The sequence below is a fragment of the Burkholderia sp. AU45274 genome (assembly GCF_030482505.1).
Classification (GTDB): domain Bacteria; phylum Pseudomonadota; class Gammaproteobacteria; order Burkholderiales; family Burkholderiaceae; genus Burkholderia.
The window spans coordinates 40,629-58,511 of the sequence record NZ_JAUJQE010000004.1 but is presented as its reverse complement, the minus strand read 5'-3'; the positions used below and the strand labels follow the sequence as shown (position 1 = coordinate 58,511).

The 17,883-nt window shown below is 69.0% G+C and carries 16 protein-coding genes; 10 read left to right on the top strand and 6 right to left on the bottom strand.

The window, feature by feature from the left end; all coding sequences use genetic code 11:
• Nucleotides 1–10: 10 nt before the first annotated feature.
• Together QZM35_RS16090 and QZM35_RS16085 are read right to left on the bottom strand one after the other, a co-directional pair.
• Complete coding sequence (locus QZM35_RS16090; protein ID WP_089426980.1) at nucleotides 11–1,387, bottom strand: ATP-binding protein; 1,377 nt, start codon at nucleotides 1,385–1,387, stop codon at nucleotides 11–13.
• Nucleotides 1,384–2,046: a response regulator gene (locus QZM35_RS16085; RefSeq protein WP_089426981.1), complete on the bottom strand. Its 663-nt coding sequence runs from the start codon at nucleotides 2,044–2,046 to the stop codon at nucleotides 1,384–1,386. The genes QZM35_RS16090 and QZM35_RS16085 overlap by 4 nt, the downstream gene beginning before the upstream one ends.
• A gap of 232 nt (nucleotides 2,047–2,278) precedes the next feature.
• Between QZM35_RS16085 and QZM35_RS16080 the strand changes: the two genes are divergently transcribed.
• The 7 genes from QZM35_RS16080 to QZM35_RS16050 all read left to right on the top strand — a co-directional run bounded on the left by QZM35_RS16080 (nucleotide 2,279) and on the right by QZM35_RS16050 (nucleotide 8,807).
• Nucleotides 2,279–2,632, top strand: coding sequence for a YgiW/YdeI family stress tolerance OB fold protein (locus QZM35_RS16080; protein WP_089426982.1), 354 nt, complete (start codon nucleotides 2,279–2,281; stop codon nucleotides 2,630–2,632).
• A 55-nt stretch (nucleotides 2,633–2,687) separates the two neighbouring features.
• Nucleotides 2,688–3,548, top strand: a complete 861-nt coding sequence (locus QZM35_RS16075; protein ID WP_089426983.1) for a MurR/RpiR family transcriptional regulator — start codon at nucleotides 2,688–2,690, stop codon at nucleotides 3,546–3,548.
• 55 nt (nucleotides 3,549–3,603) lie between these two features.
• A complete protein-coding gene (locus QZM35_RS16070; protein WP_301776349.1) occupies nucleotides 3,604–4,029 on the top strand; it encodes an N-acetyltransferase in 426 nt (141 codons plus the stop codon).
• Between the two features lie 193 nt (nucleotides 4,030–4,222).
• Nucleotides 4,223–5,890 (top strand): ankyrin repeat domain-containing protein, encoded by a 1,668-nt coding sequence (locus QZM35_RS16065; protein ID WP_301776348.1) that lies wholly within the window; start codon nucleotides 4,223–4,225, stop codon nucleotides 5,888–5,890.
• Nucleotides 5,891–6,065: 175 nt separating this feature from the next.
• On the top strand, nucleotides 6,066–6,926 hold the full coding sequence (locus QZM35_RS16060) for an isocitrate lyase/phosphoenolpyruvate mutase family protein (RefSeq protein ID WP_089426986.1): 861 nt from the start codon (nucleotides 6,066–6,068) through the stop codon (nucleotides 6,924–6,926).
• A 337-nt stretch (nucleotides 6,927–7,263) separates the two neighbouring features.
• Nucleotides 7,264–7,530 carry a YodC family protein gene (locus QZM35_RS16055; RefSeq protein WP_089426987.1) on the top strand — a complete coding sequence of 89 codons (267 nt, stop codon included), beginning with the start codon at nucleotides 7,264–7,266 and terminating at the stop codon, nucleotides 7,528–7,530.
• A 101-nt stretch (nucleotides 7,531–7,631) separates the two neighbouring features.
• A complete protein-coding gene (locus QZM35_RS16050) occupies nucleotides 7,632–8,807 on the top strand; it encodes a cytochrome P450 (RefSeq protein ID WP_301776347.1) in 1,176 nt (391 codons plus the stop codon).
• Nucleotides 8,808–8,822: 15 nt separating this feature from the next.
• Here the strand turns inward: QZM35_RS16050 and QZM35_RS16045 are convergent, their stop codons facing one another.
• Nucleotides 8,823–9,149: a superinfection immunity protein gene (locus QZM35_RS16045; protein ID WP_011354384.1), complete on the bottom strand. Its 327-nt coding sequence runs from the start codon at nucleotides 9,147–9,149 to the stop codon at nucleotides 8,823–8,825.
• A gap of 101 nt (nucleotides 9,150–9,250) precedes the next feature.
• A complete protein-coding gene (locus tag QZM35_RS16040) occupies nucleotides 9,251–9,670 on the bottom strand; it encodes a rhodanese-like domain-containing protein (protein WP_089426988.1) in 420 nt (139 codons plus the stop codon).
• 110 nt (nucleotides 9,671–9,780) lie between these two features.
• On the opposite strand from QZM35_RS16040, the gene ftrA reads away from it, so the two are divergent.
• Nucleotides 9,781–10,755, top strand: coding sequence for a transcriptional regulator FtrA (gene ftrA, locus QZM35_RS16035; protein ID WP_089426989.1), 975 nt, complete (start codon nucleotides 9,781–9,783; stop codon nucleotides 10,753–10,755).
• A gap of 160 nt (nucleotides 10,756–10,915) precedes the next feature.
• Here the strand turns inward: ftrA and QZM35_RS16030 are convergent, their stop codons facing one another.
• Both QZM35_RS16030 and adiC read right to left on the bottom strand, forming a co-directional pair.
• A complete protein-coding gene (locus tag QZM35_RS16030) occupies nucleotides 10,916–13,255 on the bottom strand; it encodes an Orn/Lys/Arg decarboxylase N-terminal domain-containing protein (protein ID WP_301776346.1) in 2,340 nt (779 codons plus the stop codon).
• Nucleotides 13,256–13,258: 3 nt separating this feature from the next.
• Nucleotides 13,259–14,791 carry an arginine/agmatine antiporter gene (adiC, locus tag QZM35_RS16025; RefSeq protein ID WP_089433026.1) on the bottom strand — a complete coding sequence of 511 codons (1,533 nt, stop codon included), beginning with the start codon at nucleotides 14,789–14,791 and terminating at the stop codon, nucleotides 13,259–13,261.
• A gap of 433 nt (nucleotides 14,792–15,224) precedes the next feature.
• On the opposite strand from adiC, the gene QZM35_RS16020 reads away from it, so the two are divergent.
• Together QZM35_RS16020 and QZM35_RS16015 are read left to right on the top strand one after the other, a co-directional pair.
• Nucleotides 15,225–16,295, top strand: a complete 1,071-nt coding sequence (locus QZM35_RS16020; RefSeq protein ID WP_301776345.1) for a nitronate monooxygenase family protein — start codon at nucleotides 15,225–15,227, stop codon at nucleotides 16,293–16,295.
• 80 nt (nucleotides 16,296–16,375) lie between these two features.
• The gene (locus QZM35_RS16015; protein ID WP_046548379.1) at nucleotides 16,376–17,830 is read left to right on the top strand and encodes a M20 family metallopeptidase; all 1,455 of its coding nucleotides are present in this window, start codon (nucleotides 16,376–16,378) and stop codon (nucleotides 17,828–17,830) included.
• The last annotated feature ends 53 nt before the right edge of the window (nucleotides 17,831–17,883 follow it).

Sequence of the window (17,883 nt, the reverse complement as noted above, 5' to 3'; positions counted from 1 at the left end):
CGCCCGCGCGTCAGGCCGGCTGCGGAAAGCGCACCGTGACGGTCAGCCCGCGTCCGCCGTGCGTGGTGCCGAGCGCGACCGTCGCGCGATGCTGTTCGGCGATCCGCTTGACGATCGACAGCCCGAGCCCGCTGCCCGACGACGTGACGGCCTGCGCGCCTTCACCGCGATAGAAGCGCTCCCACACGTCGTTGCGTTCGGCTTCCGGGATCCCGGGGCCGTCGTCGGCGACTTCGAGCACGGGCGTCGTGCCGTCGATCCGCGCGGACACATCGACGCGCGCACCGGCGCCCGCATAGCGGATCGCGTTGTCGACGAGGTTGTTCAGCAGCACGCGCAGCGTGTCCGCATTGCCCGACGTCATCACCGGCGTCGACACGATCGCGCCGAGATCGATCCGGTGCGCGTCGGCGACGCGCGTGCGATCCGATACCACCGACCGGCACAGCGCGGCGAGATCGACGGGCGCCGATGCGGAAGCGGCCGCCTGCGCGTCGGGCTCGAGGCGCGCGAGCGTCAGCAACTGCTCGGCGAGGTGGCCGAGGCGCGTCGTGCCCGCCTGGATCTGCGCGAGGATGTGCTCGCGTTCCTCGGCGGTCGCCGCGCGCCGCAGCAGCTGCGACTGGATCGACAGCCCCATGATTGGCGTGCGCAACTCGTGCGCGGCATCGGCGATGAAGTGGCGCTGCAGCGTGAACGAGCGGTCGAGGCGCGCGAGCAGGTCGTTGATCGCTTCGGCGAGCGGGCGGACTTCGTTCGGCATCGCGCCCACGTCGACCGGTTCCAGATTGTTCGCATTCCTTCGTTTGAGGCCGGATGCAATCGTGCGCAGCGGCCGCAGCCCCGCGCCGATGCCGAACCACAGGCCGATCGCGAGCAGCGGCAGCATCGAGAACACCGGCCACAGCAGGTGCACGGCGATGCCCGCGATCGCTTCCCATCGCGCGTGGCGTGCCTGCGCGAGCCGGATCGTCGTGCCGCCGCGCTCGGTCACATAGGTGCGCCACGGCTGGCCATCGACGTCGACGCTCGCGATGCCTTTCTGCTCGGGCGGCGGCAGTTTCGAATCGCGGTCGGTCGAATACACGAGCGCGCCGTTGCGCCACACCTGCAGCAGCACGGCGTCGGGATCGCTCGCTTCGAAGCCGTGCTTGCCGTTGGCATGGTTGCTGAACGACAGTTCGCCGTTCGGGCCGACGACGATCTGCTTCGACATGCTGCGCATCTGGTCGTCGAGCAGGTCGTCGAGTTCGCGCAGTGCGCCCCAGTAGGTGCCCGCACTCGCGACGAGGCCGATCACGCACGCGGCCGGCATCAGCCACGTCAGCAGGCGCCGCCGCAGCGACGCGTTGCGCCAGCGCGCGATCGCCCGTTGGATGCGCGTCATGCGCCGTCACCGATCCGGTAGCCGACGCCGCGCACCGTGCGGATCATGTCGTGGCCGAGTTTCTTGCGCAGGTTGTGAATATGCACCTGCACGGCGTTGCTCTCGATTTCCTCGCCCCAGCTGTACAGCCGTTCCTCGAACTGCTCGCGCGAGATCACCGCGCCCGGGTCGCGCATCAGCTCGTGCAGCAGCACGAACTCCTTCGGCGACAGCGGCACTTCGTCGTCGTTGAGCCAGACGAGGTGCTTGACGGGGTCGAGCCGCAGCGGGCCGATCACGAGCGTCGTCTGCGCGCGGCCCGCATGGCGGCGGGTCACGGCGCGGATGCGGGCGAGCAGTTCGTCGAGCTCGAACGGCTTGACGAGATAGTCGTCCGCGCCGCTGTCGAGGCCCGCGATGCGGTCGGGCACGCCGTCGCGCGCGGTAATGATGATCGCGGGGAGGGTTTCGTCGCGGCGGCGCAGCGCGGCGAGCACCGACAGGCCGTCGCGGTTCGGCAGCCCGAGATCGAGCAGCAGCAGGCCGTAGCCGGTCGCGCGCAGCGCGAGCGACGCGGCGTCGCCGTCCTTCACCCAGTCGACCGCGAAGCCTTCCTGTTTGAGGCCCTGTTCGAGCCCGCTGCCGATCAGCGGATCGTCCTCGACGAGCAATACGCGCATGAATTCGTGTCTCTTCAACGGGGCGCCGTGGCACCCGGGGTTCCCATGATAAGCGCCCGTGTCTTAGGCGCAGCTTAAATGCGGGCGGCGCGCGGCGGGCGCTCCCGTGCGTCCGATGCGGCACCGCGTCGCTTCCGGGCGACCTTCAGGTTTGCTTAATCTTACGGTCCGTAATCTGGCGCCGTCGCGTTCAACGGGGCGCGGCGTCACATCGAAGAAGAGGACCACGATCATGAAACACCTGGCCAGAATCCTGACGGTTGCGCTCGCCACGCTGCCCGCCGCCGTCTACGCGCAATACACGGGGCCGTCCACGCTGACCACGACCACCGTGAAGGAGCTGCTCGCGAACGGCAAGGACGACCAGCACGTGCAGCTGCAGGGCCGCATCGTCAAGCATGTCGGCGGCGAGGATTACGAATTCGCCGATGCGACCGGCACGATCCGCGTCGAGATCGACCGCAAGCTGTGGGCGGCCGGCCAGCCCGTCAGCGACAAGAACGAAGTGAAGGTGACCGGCGAATTCGAGCGCAAATGGTCGGGCAGCGTGAAGGTCGACGCCGATCACGTCGAAGTGCTGCGCTGACCGGTGCGCGCGGGGCCGGTGATACCATGGACGACCGGTTCCCGTTCCCACCAAGATGGCCGCCAATTTCGACGAACTCGCGTCCCGGATCCGGGCGCAATTTTCCGAGCTGAGCCCGCAATTCCAGGCGGGCGCTGCCTTCCTGCTCGATCATCCCGACGAAGTCGCCACCTCGTCGATGCGCAAGGTCGCCCAGCGCGCGCAGGTGCAGCCCGCCTCGCTCGTGCGGCTCGCGCAGCAATTCGGTTTCCCCGGCTGGAACGAGCTGCGCGACCTGTGCGTGGCACGCGTGCGCACGCGCCCCGAGCCGCTCACGCAGCGGGCACGCTCGCTCGTGCGGCCCGACGCGCAGGCGTCGCTCGCGCACGACCTGCTCGCCGCGCAACAACACAACCTGTCGGCCACCGCCGCGCAGAACGAGCACGCGCTCGCCGATGCCGCGAAACTGATCCGCAAGGCGTCGCACGTGCACGTCGCGGGGTTTCGCTCGTGTTATCCGGTCGCGTTCGGCTTCGTGTACGGCTACCGGCTGTTCCGTCCGACCGTGTCGCTGCTCAATGGCGTCGCCGGTTCGCTCGAGATGGAGCTGCGCACGATCGCGAAGCAGAGCGTGACCGTCGTCGTCAGTTTCGCGCCGTATTCGCAGGAAGCGACGCGCGTCGCGCAGGCCGCGAAGGCGCAGGGCAGCCGGATCGTCGCGATCACCGACAGCGCGGTGTCGCCGATCGCACTGCACGCGGATGCGCAACTGATCTTCACGCACGACAGCCCGTCGTTCTTTCCGTCGCTGGTGGCCGCGCATGCGATGGCCGAAGCGCTGGTCGCGCAGTTGCTGGCGCTCGAAGGCAGCGATGCGATCGCGGCGCTCGAGCGCACGGAAGCGGAACTGCACGCGAAGGGCGCTTACGTCGTCTGACGCGGTGCGTGCGGCGTCGCTCCTTCCTCATTCAGGATTCAAGCGGATTCAACCGATGACGTTCACATACGAGGTGACGGACGCGGGCGACGCGAACGTGCGCAAGCAGATCGTCGCGCCGCTCATCCGGTTCAACGAAAGCCAGGCGGGCCCGATCGACGCCCGTCCGCTGGCCGTGGTCGTGACCGATGGCGAGGGCGCGGTGGTCGGTGGCCTGTGGGGCAGCACGGCGTACGGCTGGCTGCATGTCGACCTGCTCGTGGTGCCCGAGGCCGCGCGCGGCCAGGGCGCGGGCACGCGCATCATGGATCTGGCCGAGGCGGAAGCCGTCGCGCGCGGCTGCCACAGCGCGTGGCTCGACACGTTCGACTTCCAGGCACGGCCGTTCTACGAGAAACGCGGCTATGTCCGCTTCGGGGAGCTGCCGGATTATCCGGTCGGACACGCGCGCATTTTCCTGACGAAGCAGCTCGCGGACTGAGTGTCGCCGCCGCAGGGCGCGGCGCGGTTGACGTCGCCGCCGGCCGTCGCCTAGGATACCGGGCAGCGATGCAGGTCGCTTCCGGGTCCGCGGAAAGGGTTGAACCCACCTGTCGCAGCAAATTCAGCTTTCCCCCTGTCCTTTGTGCTGGCGGTATTGCGGACCTTCGGCCATTCACTGCACGAGGATCCGCATGAAAAAGCTGCCTCCCAACGCCCATCCCGATCATCTGAAAAAGCAGGCCAAGGCATTGTTGCGCCTGTACCGGCAAGGCGACGCCGATGCCGTCGCGCGCTTTGTCCGGTTTCTCCCTGCCGCCGCGAACCGCACGCACGACGAAGCGCTCGCGCTCGGGCTTCGGCTGCATGACGCGCAATCGTGCATCGCGCGCGAGTACGGCTTTGCGTCATGGGCCGATCTCGGCGCGTTCGTCGAAACGCATGCGCTGGCGGGGCAACAGCGCGCGCAGCTGGTCCGGCGCTGGCTCGACCTGGCGTACGGCGGCGACGTGACCGGTGGCGTCGCCGCGCCCCGGCCGCGCGTCGCCGCGCAATTGTTGCTCGACCATCCCGAGCTCGTCGCGGACGATCCGACCATCGCCTGCGCGGCCGGCGACCTCGACGCCGTGAAGGCGGCGCTGGGCGCCGATCCCGGCTGGATCGCGCGCGCCGGCGGCCCGTTGAAGCTGCCGCCATTGGTCGCCGTCACGCATTCGCGGCTCGGGCAGCTTCCCGAGTTCGCCGCCAGGCTGCGCGCCTGCGCGCGTCTTCTGCTCGATGCCGGCGCCGATCCGAACCAGCGGATCGGCAACCGCTTTCCGCCTGCGTCGCTCGCCGAACCCGACGAAGCGGGGCCGCTGTCGGCGCTGTACGGCGCGGCGGGCGTCAATCGCGATCCGGTTCTCACCGCGATGCTGCTGGAAGCCGGCGCCGACCCGAACGACGGCGAATCGCTGTATCACTCGGTGGAGCATCCGGCCTGCACGCGCGTGCTGCTCGAACACGGCGCGCGGGTGGGCGGGACGAATGCGTTGCGGCGCGCGTTCGACATGCGCGATGCCGACGCGCTCGAACTGCTGCTCGCGCATGGCGGCGACCCGAACGAGCCGCCCGGCGCGGGGCTCGCGCAAACCTGGGGCGCGCCGTTGTTGCGGGCGATCGGCGTGCGCTGCTCGGCGCGCCACGTCGCCGCGCTGCTGGCGGCCGGCGCCGATCCCCGCGCGCAAACGCCGACAGGCATCAGTGCGTACCGGCTGGCGATGCAGACCGGGCTGTCCGACGTCGCGGCCTTGTTGCGTGCGGCCGGCGCGGAAGAGGCGCTCGACGCGGCGGACGCGTTCGTGGCAGCCTGCGCGCGCGCCGACGCCGACGATGCGCGGCGCATCCAGGCGCGGCATCCCGAACTGCCCGGCGCGCTGCCCGCTGAACGGCTGCGGTTGCTGCCGGACGCCGCCGCATGGGGTTCGGGCGACGCGGTGAAGGTCATGGTCGAACTGGGCTGGCCGATCGCCGCGCGCGGCGGCGACTGGGACGCGAGCGCGCTGAATCACGCGGTGTTCCGCGGCGACGCGGACTTGCTGGCGTTCCTGCTCGCGCACGGCGCGAACTGGCGCGACCTGCACGGGTTCGGGAGCGACGCGCTCGGCACGTTGTCGTGGGCATCCGTCAACGAACCGGAGCAGGTCGGCGCGGCCGACTGGGAGGCATGCGCGCGGGTGCTGCTCGCGCACGGCGTGCCGCACGCCACGCGGGATCCGTCGAATCCGGACGACGTGCTGATCGACGGCCGCGCGATGCGCTTCTCCGAGGCCGTCACCGACGTGTTGCTCGGCATCGACGGCGGGCCGGCCGCATCGATCTGAACAATCGTGGGCCGGCGACGGGCAGGCGGCGGTGCCGGCCCGCTCGTGGCCGATTGCGGGCGTACGGTCGGCGTGCCGGGTTTTGCCGGTCGCGCGACGACATTTCGGCGAACGCTGAAACGTCGCGTGCACGACCGGCGTAAGCTCGGTCGTCAACTTCCTTCCGGAGTCCGCGATGACCCGTTCCGACCTGCAAGCCCGCCAAGCCGAAGCCTTCCGCGCCCTGCATGCGCGCCCCGGCGCCTTCATCATCCCGAACCCGTGGGACGCCGGCACCGCGCGCCTGCTCGCGATGGCCGGCTTCGAGGCGCTCGCGACCACGAGTGCCGGCTACGCGTTTTCGAAAGGGCAGCCCGACAACGCGATCGACCGCGACGCGATGCTCGATCACATCGCCGAGATCGTCTCCGCGGGCGGCTTGCCCGTCAGCGCGGATCTGGAGAACGGCTTCGGCGACGCGCCCGACACGGTGGCCGAAACGATCCGGCTCGCGGCCGAGGCCGGCGCGGTGGGCGGCTCGATCGAGGACGCGACGGGCCGCGCCGATGCGCCGATCTATGCCCGCGATGCGGCGATCGAGCGTATCGCGGCGGCCGTCGCCGCGGCACGCGCGCTGCCGTTTCCGTTCACGCTGACGGCGCGCTGCGAAAACTACCTGCATGGCCGCCCCGACCTCGCGGACACGATCGCGCGGCTCGTCGCCTATCGCGATGCGGGCGCCGACGTGCTGTACGCGCCGGGCATCACCGATGCGGACGACATCGCGGCGGTGACGCAGGCGGTCGGCGCGCCCGTGAACGTCGTGATGGGGCTGCAGGGCGGCTTGCTGAGCCTCGACGCGCTGGCGGCGCTCGGCGTGAAGCGCGTGAGCGTCGGCGGCGCGCTGGCGCGGGCCGCGCTCGGCGCGTTTCTGCGCGCGGCGAAGGAGATGGCGCAGGACGGCACGTTTACGTTTACGCAAGCTGCCGTGCCCGGGCGCGATATCAACCGCTGGTTTGCGTCACCCGATAATTCGCCGGTTTTGTTCGGGGAATGAGCGCAGATAAATGGTGGGATCGTTTCCAGTCGAAAGCTGATTGACAATAATCAACCGATTTCGCGTCTGAATTAAACATCGGTGACGACGCAAAATACATCGTCTATTCTCCGCATTCCCGCCCGTTCGGCTGGCGTCGGCGCATAAGCCGCGCCGGACCGGGCGATCGGGCGCTCGCCGGGCGCGTCGATGCCGCGCATTGTTGCATTTCCTCGGTCAGTATGTTTTTGACCGCGGGAGTTGCCGGCTGATTATTTGATTGATAATCTGCGGCACGTTCGAAAGGACAGTGGGTGGTCCGCCGGGAATATCGATATATATAAATGCTGAGAGAGCGATGACGAACCGAGAAAATCAACGCGTCAGGTTTCGCGTCGGCGATGTCGTGACGCTGAAGACGGGCGGGCCACGCATGACCGTCACCTATGCCGGGCCGGTCGTATTCGACGACGGCGACTGGCTGATCTGCCAGTGGTTCGACGAAAACGGCGAATTCCGGCAGGAAATGTTCCCTCACGACACGGTGGTGGCCGAGCCGCGCGCGATTTCGGCCGGGCGCGTTCGCATGCGGATGCAGTCGCATCGCTACCGGTCGGCTGCCTGACGATTCGCTGTCGTCGCGATGCCGTCACGCCCGGCACCCGCGCCGCGACATTTCACGTCAGCCCGAAACATGCGGCCGTGCACTGCGCCGATACTGTCTGCATGAACCCGACCGATTCCATCGCAGCGGTCACGCACCGCGATCCCTATCCCTATTATGCGGCGCTCGTCGACGGGCCGCCGCTCGCGTTCGACGCCACGCTCGGCCTGTGGGTCGCGAGCCGCGCGGCCGCCGTGACGGCCGTGCTCGGCCATCCGGCCTGCCGGGTTCGCCCGCTGGACGCCCCCGTGCCGCCCGCATTGCGCGGCACGACGGCCGGCGCGCTGTTCGGCGAGCTGGTGCGCATGAACGACGGCGCGTTGCGGCACGACGTGCCGAAGCAGGCGCTGCGCACGGCGTTCGCGCCGATCGACACGGCGGCGCTGCGCGACCGTGCCGCGCGGATTGCCGCACGGCGCTTGCCGGCGCCGGGCGATGCCGGCGCGTTGAACGCGTGGTGCATGACGGTGCCCGTTTGCGCGGTTGCCGATCTGCTCGGCTTCGACGAGACGCAGCTCGACGGTATCGCGGCGCAGGTCGTCGATTTCGTCGCCGCGCTGTCGCCGTTGTCGGATGCCGCGGCACTGGCCCGCGCGAGCGACGCTGCGCGAGCGCTGCTCGACCGGATGACGGCGCGCGTCGCGCAGACGCAGGCGCACGACGGCACGCTCGTTGCCGCCGTGCAGCAGGCGGCCCGCGCGTCGGGCTGGCACGCGAGCGGCGCGCTGGTCGCGAATCTCGTCGGGCTGCTGTCGCAGACCTGCGAGGCGACCGCCGCGTGGCTCGGCAATACGCTGGTGGCGTGGAACGGGGAAGCGGGGGCGCGCGCCGCGCGCGTCACGCCGGACGATGCCGCGCTCGACGCATTCGTTGCCGAAGTCGGGCGCTTCGATTCACCGGTGCAGAACACGCGCCGCTTCGTCGCATCGCGCACGGCGATCGAAGGCGTGACCGTCGAAGCGGGCGACGCGATTCTCGTCGTGCTCGCCGCCGCGAACCGCGACCCGGCCGTGCATCGCGACCCGCAGCGGTTCATGCCTGACCGCGCGGCCGGGCCGAATTTCGGCTTCGGCACGGGGCCGCACGGTTGCCCGGGCGAGCGGATCGCGCGGGCGGTGACGGCGGGGGCGTTCGGGGCGTGGCTGCGTGCGGGCGGCGTACCGCCGCACGTCGGGCTGGCGTGGGACTACCGCGCGTCGACCAACGTCAGGATGCCGAAGTTCGACGCGGTACGCTGAAGGGGAAAAAGGGACTTAGCGGCAACCTTGTTTCTCCGCCCATTGCTCCTGGGCGGCAACGCGGCGCTGCACGCGTTCGACGAGGCCGGTCGAGAAGGTTCGCATGCTGATGCCACGGCGCTTCGCGAGGATCGTCTGCGCGACGTCGGTGCGCGGGTTCGGCTGGCAGGCCCAGTACAGCGTCATCAGCCAGCCGATGCCGGTCCACCCGAACAGCGCGTTGAACATCGCGACCGTCAGCTTGTCGTGCCGGCCACGCCGGTCGGCAATGACCGCCGGCAGAAAATAGATCGCGATCGCGGCCACCGAACCGGCCACTTGAATCAGGACTGCGTTCTGCATGTTGCTGCTCCATCCGAACTGCAATGGAACCGAGTATCGCGCTTTTTCCGTTTGCGTGCAGGCCGTGGCCAAGCAATTGATTGTTGCGATTTTAATGACGATCAGCCGGCTTCGGCGTCCGCCGGCTGCACTTCGTTGCTCAGCGCGAAACCTTCGTCGAGCCAGCCCGTCACACCGCCGATCATCAGCTTGACCGGCCGGCCGAGGCGCGCGAGCTGGATCGCCGCGCGTGCGGCGCCGTTGCAGTGCGGGCCCGCGCAGTAGACGACGAACAGCGTGCCGGCCGGATAGCCGGCGAGCTTGCTCTCGATGATCTTGCGGCGCGGCAGGTTGCGCGCGCCGGGCACGTGGCCGGCGGCGAACTGATCGGGGCCGCGCACGTCGAGCAGCACGAAATCGGGCGCGCCCGATGCGAGCGCGTCGTGCACGTCCCAGCAATCGGTCTCGAAGCGCAGCGACGCCTCGAAATGCGCGAGGGCGGCGGGGCTGTCGGCGGCGGGCACGTCGGTGACGTAGGACATGGCAGGTTCTCCTGAAGATTGCGTGGAACGCGGTGGAATGAGGGGCAGTATCGCGGTTCGGCGCGTTTCGCGGCAGTGGCGCGATCGACAAGTTCCGGTAACATCGCGCCATGCACAATCATCTCGTCGTCGCACTCGCCTACGATCGCCTCTGCACGTTCGAATTCGGCTGCGTGGTCGAACTGTTCGCCCTCGAACGCCCCGAGCTCGGGGTCGACTGGTATCGCTTCGCGGTCTGCGCGAGCGAGCCGGGGCCCGTGCGCGCGGCGGGCGGCATCACGGTCGCCGCGCCCTATCGGCTCGCGACGCTCGATCGCGCCGACACCATCGTGATTCCCGGCTGGCGCGATCCGGACGAACTGCCGCCGGAGCCGCTGCTGAAGAAACTGCGGGCCGCGCATCGTCGCGGCGCGCGGCTCTGCTCGATCTGTTCGGGCGTGTTCGTGCTGGCCGCGGCCGGCGTGCTCGACGGCCTCACGGTGACGACCCACTGGCGCTATGCGGAGAAACTGCAGGCGCGCTATCCGGCGCTGCGCGTGAATCCCGATGCGCTGTACGTCGACGAAGGGCAGGTGATCACCTCGGCCGGATCGGCGGCGGGGCTCGACATGCTGCTGCATCTCGTGCGCCGCGATCACGGCGGCGCGATCGCGAACCGGGTCGCGCAGCGCCTCGTGCTGCCGCCGCATCGCGACGGCGGGCAGGCGCAGTTCGTGCCGCGCCCGGTCGCGCCGGGCGGCACCGACCGGCTCGCGAAGCTGATCGACTGGATGCGCGCGCACGCGGCCGAGCCGCATACGCTTGCGTCGCTCGCCGCGCAGGCCGCGATGAGCACGCGCACGCTGCAGCGTCAGTTCGCGGACGCGACGGGGATGTCGCCGCTCGCGTGGCTGATCCGCGAACGCGTGAACGTCGCGAAGGACATGCTCGAAGCGCATCCCGCGCTGTCGCTCGCGCAGGTCGCGGCGCGTGCGGGGTTCGGTTCCGAGGAGTCGCTGCGCCGGCATTTCCGGCGTGTCGCGGCGACGAGCCCGGCCGCGTACCGGCGCGGGATGAGTCGCGGCGAAAGCACACGGGACGCCTGAGCGCGGTACCGATTCCTGTCGACGTTTTCTTCCGATGACACCGCAGTGGCGCAAGATCGCGCCTCACCGAGAGAGGCCGGCCGCCTGAGCGGCCGACGCCGGCTGCAAGTGGCGACGCGCGCCGCCGGGCGGCGGCACGGCGTCGGGTTGCGTTGCGTACTCAGCGCGTGTTGGTATCGCGCGCCTTCTGCTTGATGCACGCGATGCGATACACGCCGTCCTCGACCTCGACACCGTGCGTGTCGTGCGTGAAGCCGGGGAAGCGCAGGTCGTACTGCTCGAGCGCCTTCAGGTAGCCGAGCAGCGGGCCGTCGGCCGGCCCCGCGTTCTCGCCGGGCATCAGCAGCGGAATGCCGGGCGGATAGGGCACGACGCCCGTCGCGACGGTGCGGCCTTCCATCTCCGCGAGCTCCAGCATCTCGATGTCGTTGTGCACCAGATGCTCGAACGCCTCGGCCGGGCTGTAGTCGGGCTTCGGCAGCGTCGAGAAGCCGCGCGACATCATCTCGGTCGTCTTCAGGTCGCTCATTGCGCTGAACATCAGGTCGCACAAGTCGCGCAGGCCGAGCTTGCCGTAGCGTTCCGGATAACGCGCGACGAGTTCGGGCAGCGCCTGTTCGAGCGGCGCGTTCGCATCGTAGTCGCGCTTGAAATCGAGCAGCGTGTTGACCAGCGTGCCCCACTTGCCCTTCGTCACGCCGAGCGAGAACAGGAACAGGATCGTGAAGTCGGTCGTCTTCTCGACGACGATCCCGTGCCGGTCGAGATACGCGGTGACGACCGACGCCGGAATGCCGACCGGCATCAGCCCGCCGTGCGCCGCGACACCCGGCGTGACGATCGACACCTTGATCGGATCGAGCATGCAGTAGTCGTCCTCGATCTCGCCGAAGCCGTGCCACGTGTCGCCCGGATGCAGCACCCAGCACGACGGATCGGTGGCGAGCAGCGTCTCGTCCGCTTCGTGGAAGCGCACGCGCCGGCCCGTCTTGCGATCGACGACGCTATCGGGCTGCCAGCCGTTGAAGAACCAGTCGTTGTTCTCCGCGCATTCCGTATGCAGGCGCGCCAGCATCTGGCGGAACGCGACGGCCTCGCGGATCGCGTCGGTGGTCAGCGCCTCGCCGCCGGGGCCGTCCATCATCGCGGCGCTCACGTCATTCGACGCGATGATCGCGTAGTTCGGCGACGTCGACGCATGCATCATGTACGCCTCGTTGAAGCGGGCGTGCTCGATCGGGTTGCGGCCGTCGCGAACATGAATGAACGATGCCTGCGACAGCGCGGCGAGCAGCTTGTGCGTCGATTGCGTCGCGAACACGGTCGGCTTGCTCGCGTCGTGTTGCGACGGATCGCCGTGCATCGCGTGACGGTCGCGGTAGATCGGGTTGAAGCGCGCGTAGCCGTACCATGCCTCGTCGAAATGCAATCGATCGACGCTCTGGCCGAGCAGTGCCTCGACGCGCGCGACGTTGTAGCAGAGGCCGTCGTACGTCGAGTTCGTGATCAGCGCATGCACGGGCGTCGGGTCGATGCCGTCGCGGCCGCGCACGAGTGGGTTCGCGTCGATTGCGAGGCGCACGGCGGCGGCCGTCAGCCGCTCGGGCATGATCGGCCCGATGATCCCGTAGTGGTTGCGCGACGGAATCAGGTAGGTCGGAATCGCGCCCGACATCGTCATCGCGTGCTCGGCCGACTTGTGGCAGTTGCGGTCGCACAGCGCGACCTGGTTGCGCGTGACGCTCGCCATCAGGATCACGCGGTTCGACATCGACGAGCCGTTCGTCACGTGATACGTGCGATGCGCGCCGAACACGCGCGCCGCATAGCGTTCGCTTTCGCCGATCGGGCCCGAGTGATCGAGCAGCGAGCCGAGTTCGCCGACCGAGATCGACAGGTCGGAGCGGAACAGCGATTCGCCGAAGAATTCGAAGTACGCACGGCCGACCGGCGATTTCAGGAACGCGGTGCCGCCCGTGTGGCCCGGCGTGTGCCACGAGTATTCGTACACGCGGGAAAACTTCGCGAGCGCGCGGAACATCGGTGGCAGCACGGTTTCGCGGTAGCGCTCGATCGCGGCGACGATGCGGCCGCCGATGAACGCGGTGGTGTCCTCCAGCATCCAGATGAAGTCGTCGGCCTTGCGCATCGCGTCGACCGGAATCGCGGACGCGCTCGCGCGGCTCGCGAGCAGGAACACGGGCACGGTCGCGTTGCGTGCGCGCATCGCGTCGAGTACGGCCTGCGCGGGCGCATGGTCGGCGTCGTTGCCGAGTTCCCAGTTGAGCAGCAGGCACTGGATCGCCGGATCGGCGGCAACCACCGCGCGCGCATCGTCGGCGGACGTCGCGATCACGACGTCGACGAGCCGCGCGCGCAGTTCCTCGGCAAGTGCCGTCGCGGCGCGCCCGGTGGCCGTGCGTTCATCGATGTCGTGCTGCACGAGCAGCGCCTTCATGCCGAGGCGGCGGAAGGCCGGTTGGGTCAAGGAAGCAGTCATTGTTTAATCCCCCGTTTGCTGGGTTGCCTGGACGCTCGCGGCAACGGCCGGCGAGCGCGCGTGAAGGGTGTCGGCCTGGTGACGGCCCACGGAGATCCAGAAGGTGGCGGCGAGCGCGGCGATGGTCACGCCGAGCGCGAGATAGCGCACCCAGCGCGGCGAGCGGCCGCCCGGATGGATGTGGGTTTCCTCGATCTCGCGCTGGCGGTTGATCGACAGCTCGTAGAAGACGATCGTCGCGACGACGAAGATCAGCGACCAGCGCGTTTGCTGGCCGTCGGAGCCGACCATTGCCCACAGCGCGTAGACGGCGCCGATCAGGCCGACGATCGTGTAGAACGTGAACTGGTGCGACGGCATCTTGCCGTAGCCGAGCACCTTGATCGCGATGCACGAGTAGATGTACGGCAAGAGCGTCATGATCACGGCGATCGACGCGATCTTGCCGAACTGCTCGCTGGCGCTGGGCGACATCGTCGCGAGCACCTGCACCGACATGATCAGCGCGACGATCGCGAGGCCCGCGGACGGCACGTTCTTCGAGTTCACGCGGGCGAACACGCCGGCGAACAGCCCGTCGTCGGCGGCCGCCTTCGCGGTCTGGCCGACCAGCAGCGTCCACCCCGCGAGCGAGCCGAGGCAGCCGAGCGCCGCGCAGATCGCGACCGCGTTCGCGGCCGTGTCGCCGAGCGCGAGGCGCGCGGCATCCGCGAACGGCGCGCTCGAGGCGAGCAGCGCCTTGTTCGGGATCATCCCCATGATCACGGTCGAGCTGAGCACGTAGCAGACGGCCGCGAGCACGACACCGCCGACGGTTGCGATCGGCACGTTGCGCGACGGGTTCTCGACGACGCCGGCCGATACCGACGCACTCTCGACGCCGATGAACGCCCACAGCGTGAAGTTCAGCGTCGCGCCGATCGCGCTGAAGCTGTTGGTGCCCGACACGTTCCAGCCGGCGAAGTACACGTCCTTGCTGAACCAGAACCAGCCGAACACGGCCATCCCGAGGATCGGCACGAGCGCGAAGATCGTCGTGACCGACTGCACGCGGCCGACGACGTTCGGCCCGAGGATGTTCGCGTACGTGAACAGCCAGATCACGAAGATCTGCGCGAGCGCGAACACGAGCGGGTCCTTCAGGACCGGGAAGAAATGCGTGAGGTAGCCGAGGCCGGCGACCGCGAGGCCGACGTTGCCGAGCACGTTCGCGAGCCAGTAGATCAGGTTGGTCTGGTAGCCCATGTACGGGCCGAACGACTTGCGCGCATACGCATACGGGCCGCCGGCGGCCGGGTCGATCGCCGCGAGCTTCGCGAACACGAGCGCGAGCGACACGGCGCCGACGACGGTGATCAGCCAGCCGAAGATCGCGATGCCGCCGGTGGCGGCGAGGTTCGCGGGCAGCATGAAGACGCCGGAGCCCATCATGTTGCCCGCGACCATCAGCGTGGCGGGAATGACGCCGATTTTCGGCGCGGAAGCCGCGGCCGACGGGGCGGCGGCGCGGGAGGAGGACGAGCTGGCATCGGACATGCGACGCTCCTTGACGAGACGTGTTGCGGTTGAAGTGGCGCGGCGTGGCGCCGGTTGACGATTCCGGCATGAATCGTCGTTTTATTTAACGTTTTCATGTTATCGCCTTGGTGGTTTTTAATAAGGGTAAACGCCGGTATTTAATAACTTGAATATTGATGAATGTCATTGAAACCCGTGAATCGACGTTTGAGTTTGGGTGTGGGTGAGCCGTGCAGTAAGGATGTGGGCGTTTTTCATTGGTCTCGGCCATGGATGGTGGGATCGCGCAGCTGAATCTGCAGTAAATAATCATTTTTCCCGATTCGGTTAAATCAATTCGTGACGTAAATGGCGCACCAATCGGGGTTCGGGTTTGTCGGTTAATATCGGGCGCATCAAACGCGCGCCGCCGGCGCGCGCGACCACCGCTTCTTCCCCGAGGACGATTCCGATGACGACGCTGCCTTCCCGTTTGCCGTTGATCCAGGCGCCGATGGTCGGTTCGCTGAGCCCGCTCGCGATCGCGGTGTGCGAAGCCGGCGGGCTCGGCTCGCTCGCGTGCGCGGCGCTCGGCCCGCAGCAACTGCGCGACGAGATCGCGGCGATCCGGGCGCGCACGCCCGCGCCGTTCAACGTGAACTTCTTCTGCCACACGCCGCCGGCGCCCGACGCCGAGGTCGAGGCACGCTGGCGTGTGGCGCTCGCCGGTTATTACGCGGAAGCCGGTCTCGATCCGGCCGACGTGAAGGGCGGCCCCGGCCGCGCGCCGTTCGACGATGCGATGTGCGCGGTCGTCGAGGAGCTGCGCCCGGCCGTCGTCAGCTTCCATTTCGGGTTGCCGGATGATGCGCTGCTCGAGCGCGTGCGGCGCACGGGTGCGTGGGTGGTGTCGTCCGCGACGACCGTCGAGGAAGCGCGCTGGCTCGATGCGCGCGGCGTCGACGCGATCGTCGCGCAGGGCGCGGAGGCGGGCGGCCATCGCGGGATGTTCCTGACCGACGACATCCACGCGCAACCGGGCCTGTTCGCATTGCTGCCGCAGATCGTCGACGCGGTGCGCGTGCCGGTGATCGCGGCCGGCGCGATCGCCGACGGGCGCGGCATCGCGGCGGCGTTCGCGCTCGGTGCACGCGCGGTGCAGATCGGCACGGGCTACCTGCTGACGCCGCAAGCCGGCCGCTCGGCACAGCATCGCGCGGCGGTGCGCGCCGCGCGCGACGACGGCACACGCATGACCAACCTGTACACGGGCCGCCCCGCGCGCGGGCTGCTGACGCGCTTCATGCGCGAGCAGGGGCCGATGAGCGCGCTCGCGCCGGCGTTCCCGCTCGCGACGGCCGCGGTCGATCCGCTGCGCGGCGCATTCGAGCGGCAGGGCCGCGACGACTTCTCGCTGCTGTGGTCGGGCGAGGCCGCGGCGCTCGCGCGTGAAGCGGATGCGGGCGAACTGACGCAACGCCTGTGGCGCGACGCGCTGGCGTGTGCGGCGGGGCTGCGCGACGCGTTTCCGCAGGCGGTCTGAGCGACCGGGAAGGGGGCGCCGGCGCGGGAGCATCGGCGTATCATCTGGGTTTTCGTCAGCCCGATCCAGGCACCCCCACCATGACCTCCGTCGACACTACCCCCGTCCTCGACCATGACAAGCTCGTTACCTTCATCGAGCGCAAGTGGAACGATGAAATCCTCCACGCCCTGACCGACTACATCGCGATCCCTGCGAAGAGCCCCGCATTCGACCCCGACTGGGCGAAACGCGGCTATCTCGAGCGCGTCGTCACCGATGCCGCGCAGTGGGCCGAGCGCCAGCCCGTGAAGGGCCTGAAGCTCGAGATCGTGCGCCTGCCCGGCCGCACGCCGGTGATCTTCTTCGAATCGCCCGCCACGCGCTCGGGCAGCACCGACACGATCCTGCTGTACGGCCACCTCGACAAGCAGCCCGAATTCGACGGCTGGCGCGCGGACCTCGGCCCGTGGACGCCGAAGTACGAGAACGGCAAGCTGTACGGCCGCGGCGGCGCGGACGACGGCTATGCGATCTACGCGAGCCTCGCGGCGCTCGGCGCGCTCGACGAGCAGGGCATCGAGCGGCCGCGTTGCGTCGGCCTGATCGAGACCTGCGAGGAATCGGGCAGCTACGACCTGCTGCCGTACGTCGACGCGCTGCGCGACCGGCTCGGCCAGGTGTCGCTCGTCGTGTGTCTCGATTCGGGCGCCGGCAACTACGACCAGATGTGGCTCACCACGTCGCTGCGCGGGCTCGTGTCCGGCGACCTGCAGGTCGAGGTGCTCGAGGAAGGCGTGCACTCGGGCGTGTTCGGCGGCATCGCGCCGTCGAGCTTCCGCGTGATGCGCCAGCTGTTCGAGCGCCTCGAGGACGCGAAGAACGGCAACCTGCTGCCGGGCGTGTTCCATTGCGAGATTCCCGACAGCCGCGTGCGCGAGGCCGAAGCGGCCGCATCGATCCTCGGCGACGCCGTATGGAAGGGGCTGCCGTGGGCCTGCGGCGCGGACGGCAAGCCGGTGCTGCCGACCACGACCGATCCGCGCGAGGCGCTGCTGAATTCGACGTGGCGTCCGTCGCTGTCGGTCACCGGCGCGGCCGGCCTGCCGGCGCTCGCCGATGCGGGCAACGTGCTGCGTCCGCGCACCGCGTTCAAGCTGTCGCTGCGCCTGCCCCCGCTCGTCGACGCCGCGCAGGCCGTGCAGCAGCTGAAGGAACTGCTCGAACTCGATCCGCCGTACAACGCGAAGGTCACGTTCAAGCCGGACGCGGGTGCCGCGACGGGCTGGAGCGCGCCGGATCTCGCACCGTGGCTCGCGTCGTCGCTCGATGCCGCGTCGCGCCGCCACTTCGGCGCCGATTGCGCGTACATGGGGCTCGGCGGCACGATCCCGCTGATGAACGTGCTGCAGGAAGGGTTCCCGTCCGCGCAGTTCATGGTGTGCGGCGTGCTCGGGCCGAAGTCGAACGCGCATGGCCCGAACGAATTCCTGCACGTGCCGTATGCGAAGAAGCTGACGGCGGCGGTCGCGGACGTGATCGCGACCGCGCGCTGATTGCTTCGCGCTCAGCAGTGACCACTGTCCGACCCACCCTCACGGAACCTTGC

Excerpts from the sequence above, each read along its gene's own strand:
- QZM35_RS16090 (WP_089426980.1), bottom strand. The coding sequence starts at position 1,387 with ATGACGCGCATCCAACGGGCGATCGCGCGCTGGCGCAACGCGTCGCTG.
- QZM35_RS16085 (WP_089426981.1), bottom strand. The coding sequence starts at position 2,046 with ATGCGCGTATTGCTCGTCGAGGACGATCCGCTGATCGGCAGCGGGCTC.
- QZM35_RS16080 (WP_089426982.1), top strand. The coding sequence starts at position 2,279 with ATGAAACACCTGGCCAGAATCCTGACGGTTGCGCTCGCCACGCTGCCC.
- QZM35_RS16075 (WP_089426983.1), top strand. The coding sequence starts at position 2,688 with ATGGCCGCCAATTTCGACGAACTCGCGTCCCGGATCCGGGCGCAATTT.
- QZM35_RS16070 (WP_301776349.1), top strand. The coding sequence starts at position 3,604 with ATGACGTTCACATACGAGGTGACGGACGCGGGCGACGCGAACGTGCGC.
- QZM35_RS16065 (WP_301776348.1), top strand. The coding sequence starts at position 4,223 with ATGAAAAAGCTGCCTCCCAACGCCCATCCCGATCATCTGAAAAAGCAG.
- QZM35_RS16060 (WP_089426986.1), top strand. The coding sequence starts at position 6,066 with ATGACCCGTTCCGACCTGCAAGCCCGCCAAGCCGAAGCCTTCCGCGCC.
- QZM35_RS16055 (WP_089426987.1), top strand. The coding sequence starts at position 7,264 with ATGACGAACCGAGAAAATCAACGCGTCAGGTTTCGCGTCGGCGATGTC.
- QZM35_RS16050 (WP_301776347.1), top strand. The coding sequence starts at position 7,632 with ATGAACCCGACCGATTCCATCGCAGCGGTCACGCACCGCGATCCCTAT.
- QZM35_RS16045 (WP_011354384.1), bottom strand. The coding sequence starts at position 9,149 with ATGCAGAACGCAGTCCTGATTCAAGTGGCCGGTTCGGTGGCCGCGATC.
- QZM35_RS16040 (WP_089426988.1), bottom strand. The coding sequence starts at position 9,670 with ATGTCCTACGTCACCGACGTGCCCGCCGCCGACAGCCCCGCCGCCCTC.
- ftrA (WP_089426989.1), top strand. The coding sequence starts at position 9,781 with ATGCACAATCATCTCGTCGTCGCACTCGCCTACGATCGCCTCTGCACG.
- QZM35_RS16030 (WP_301776346.1), bottom strand. The coding sequence starts at position 13,255 with ATGACTGCTTCCTTGACCCAACCGGCCTTCCGCCGCCTCGGCATGAAG.
- adiC (WP_089433026.1), bottom strand. The coding sequence starts at position 14,791 with ATGTCCGATGCCAGCTCGTCCTCCTCCCGCGCCGCCGCCCCGTCGGCC.
- QZM35_RS16020 (WP_301776345.1), top strand. The coding sequence starts at position 15,225 with ATGACGACGCTGCCTTCCCGTTTGCCGTTGATCCAGGCGCCGATGGTC.
- QZM35_RS16015 (WP_046548379.1), top strand. The coding sequence starts at position 16,376 with ATGACCTCCGTCGACACTACCCCCGTCCTCGACCATGACAAGCTCGTT.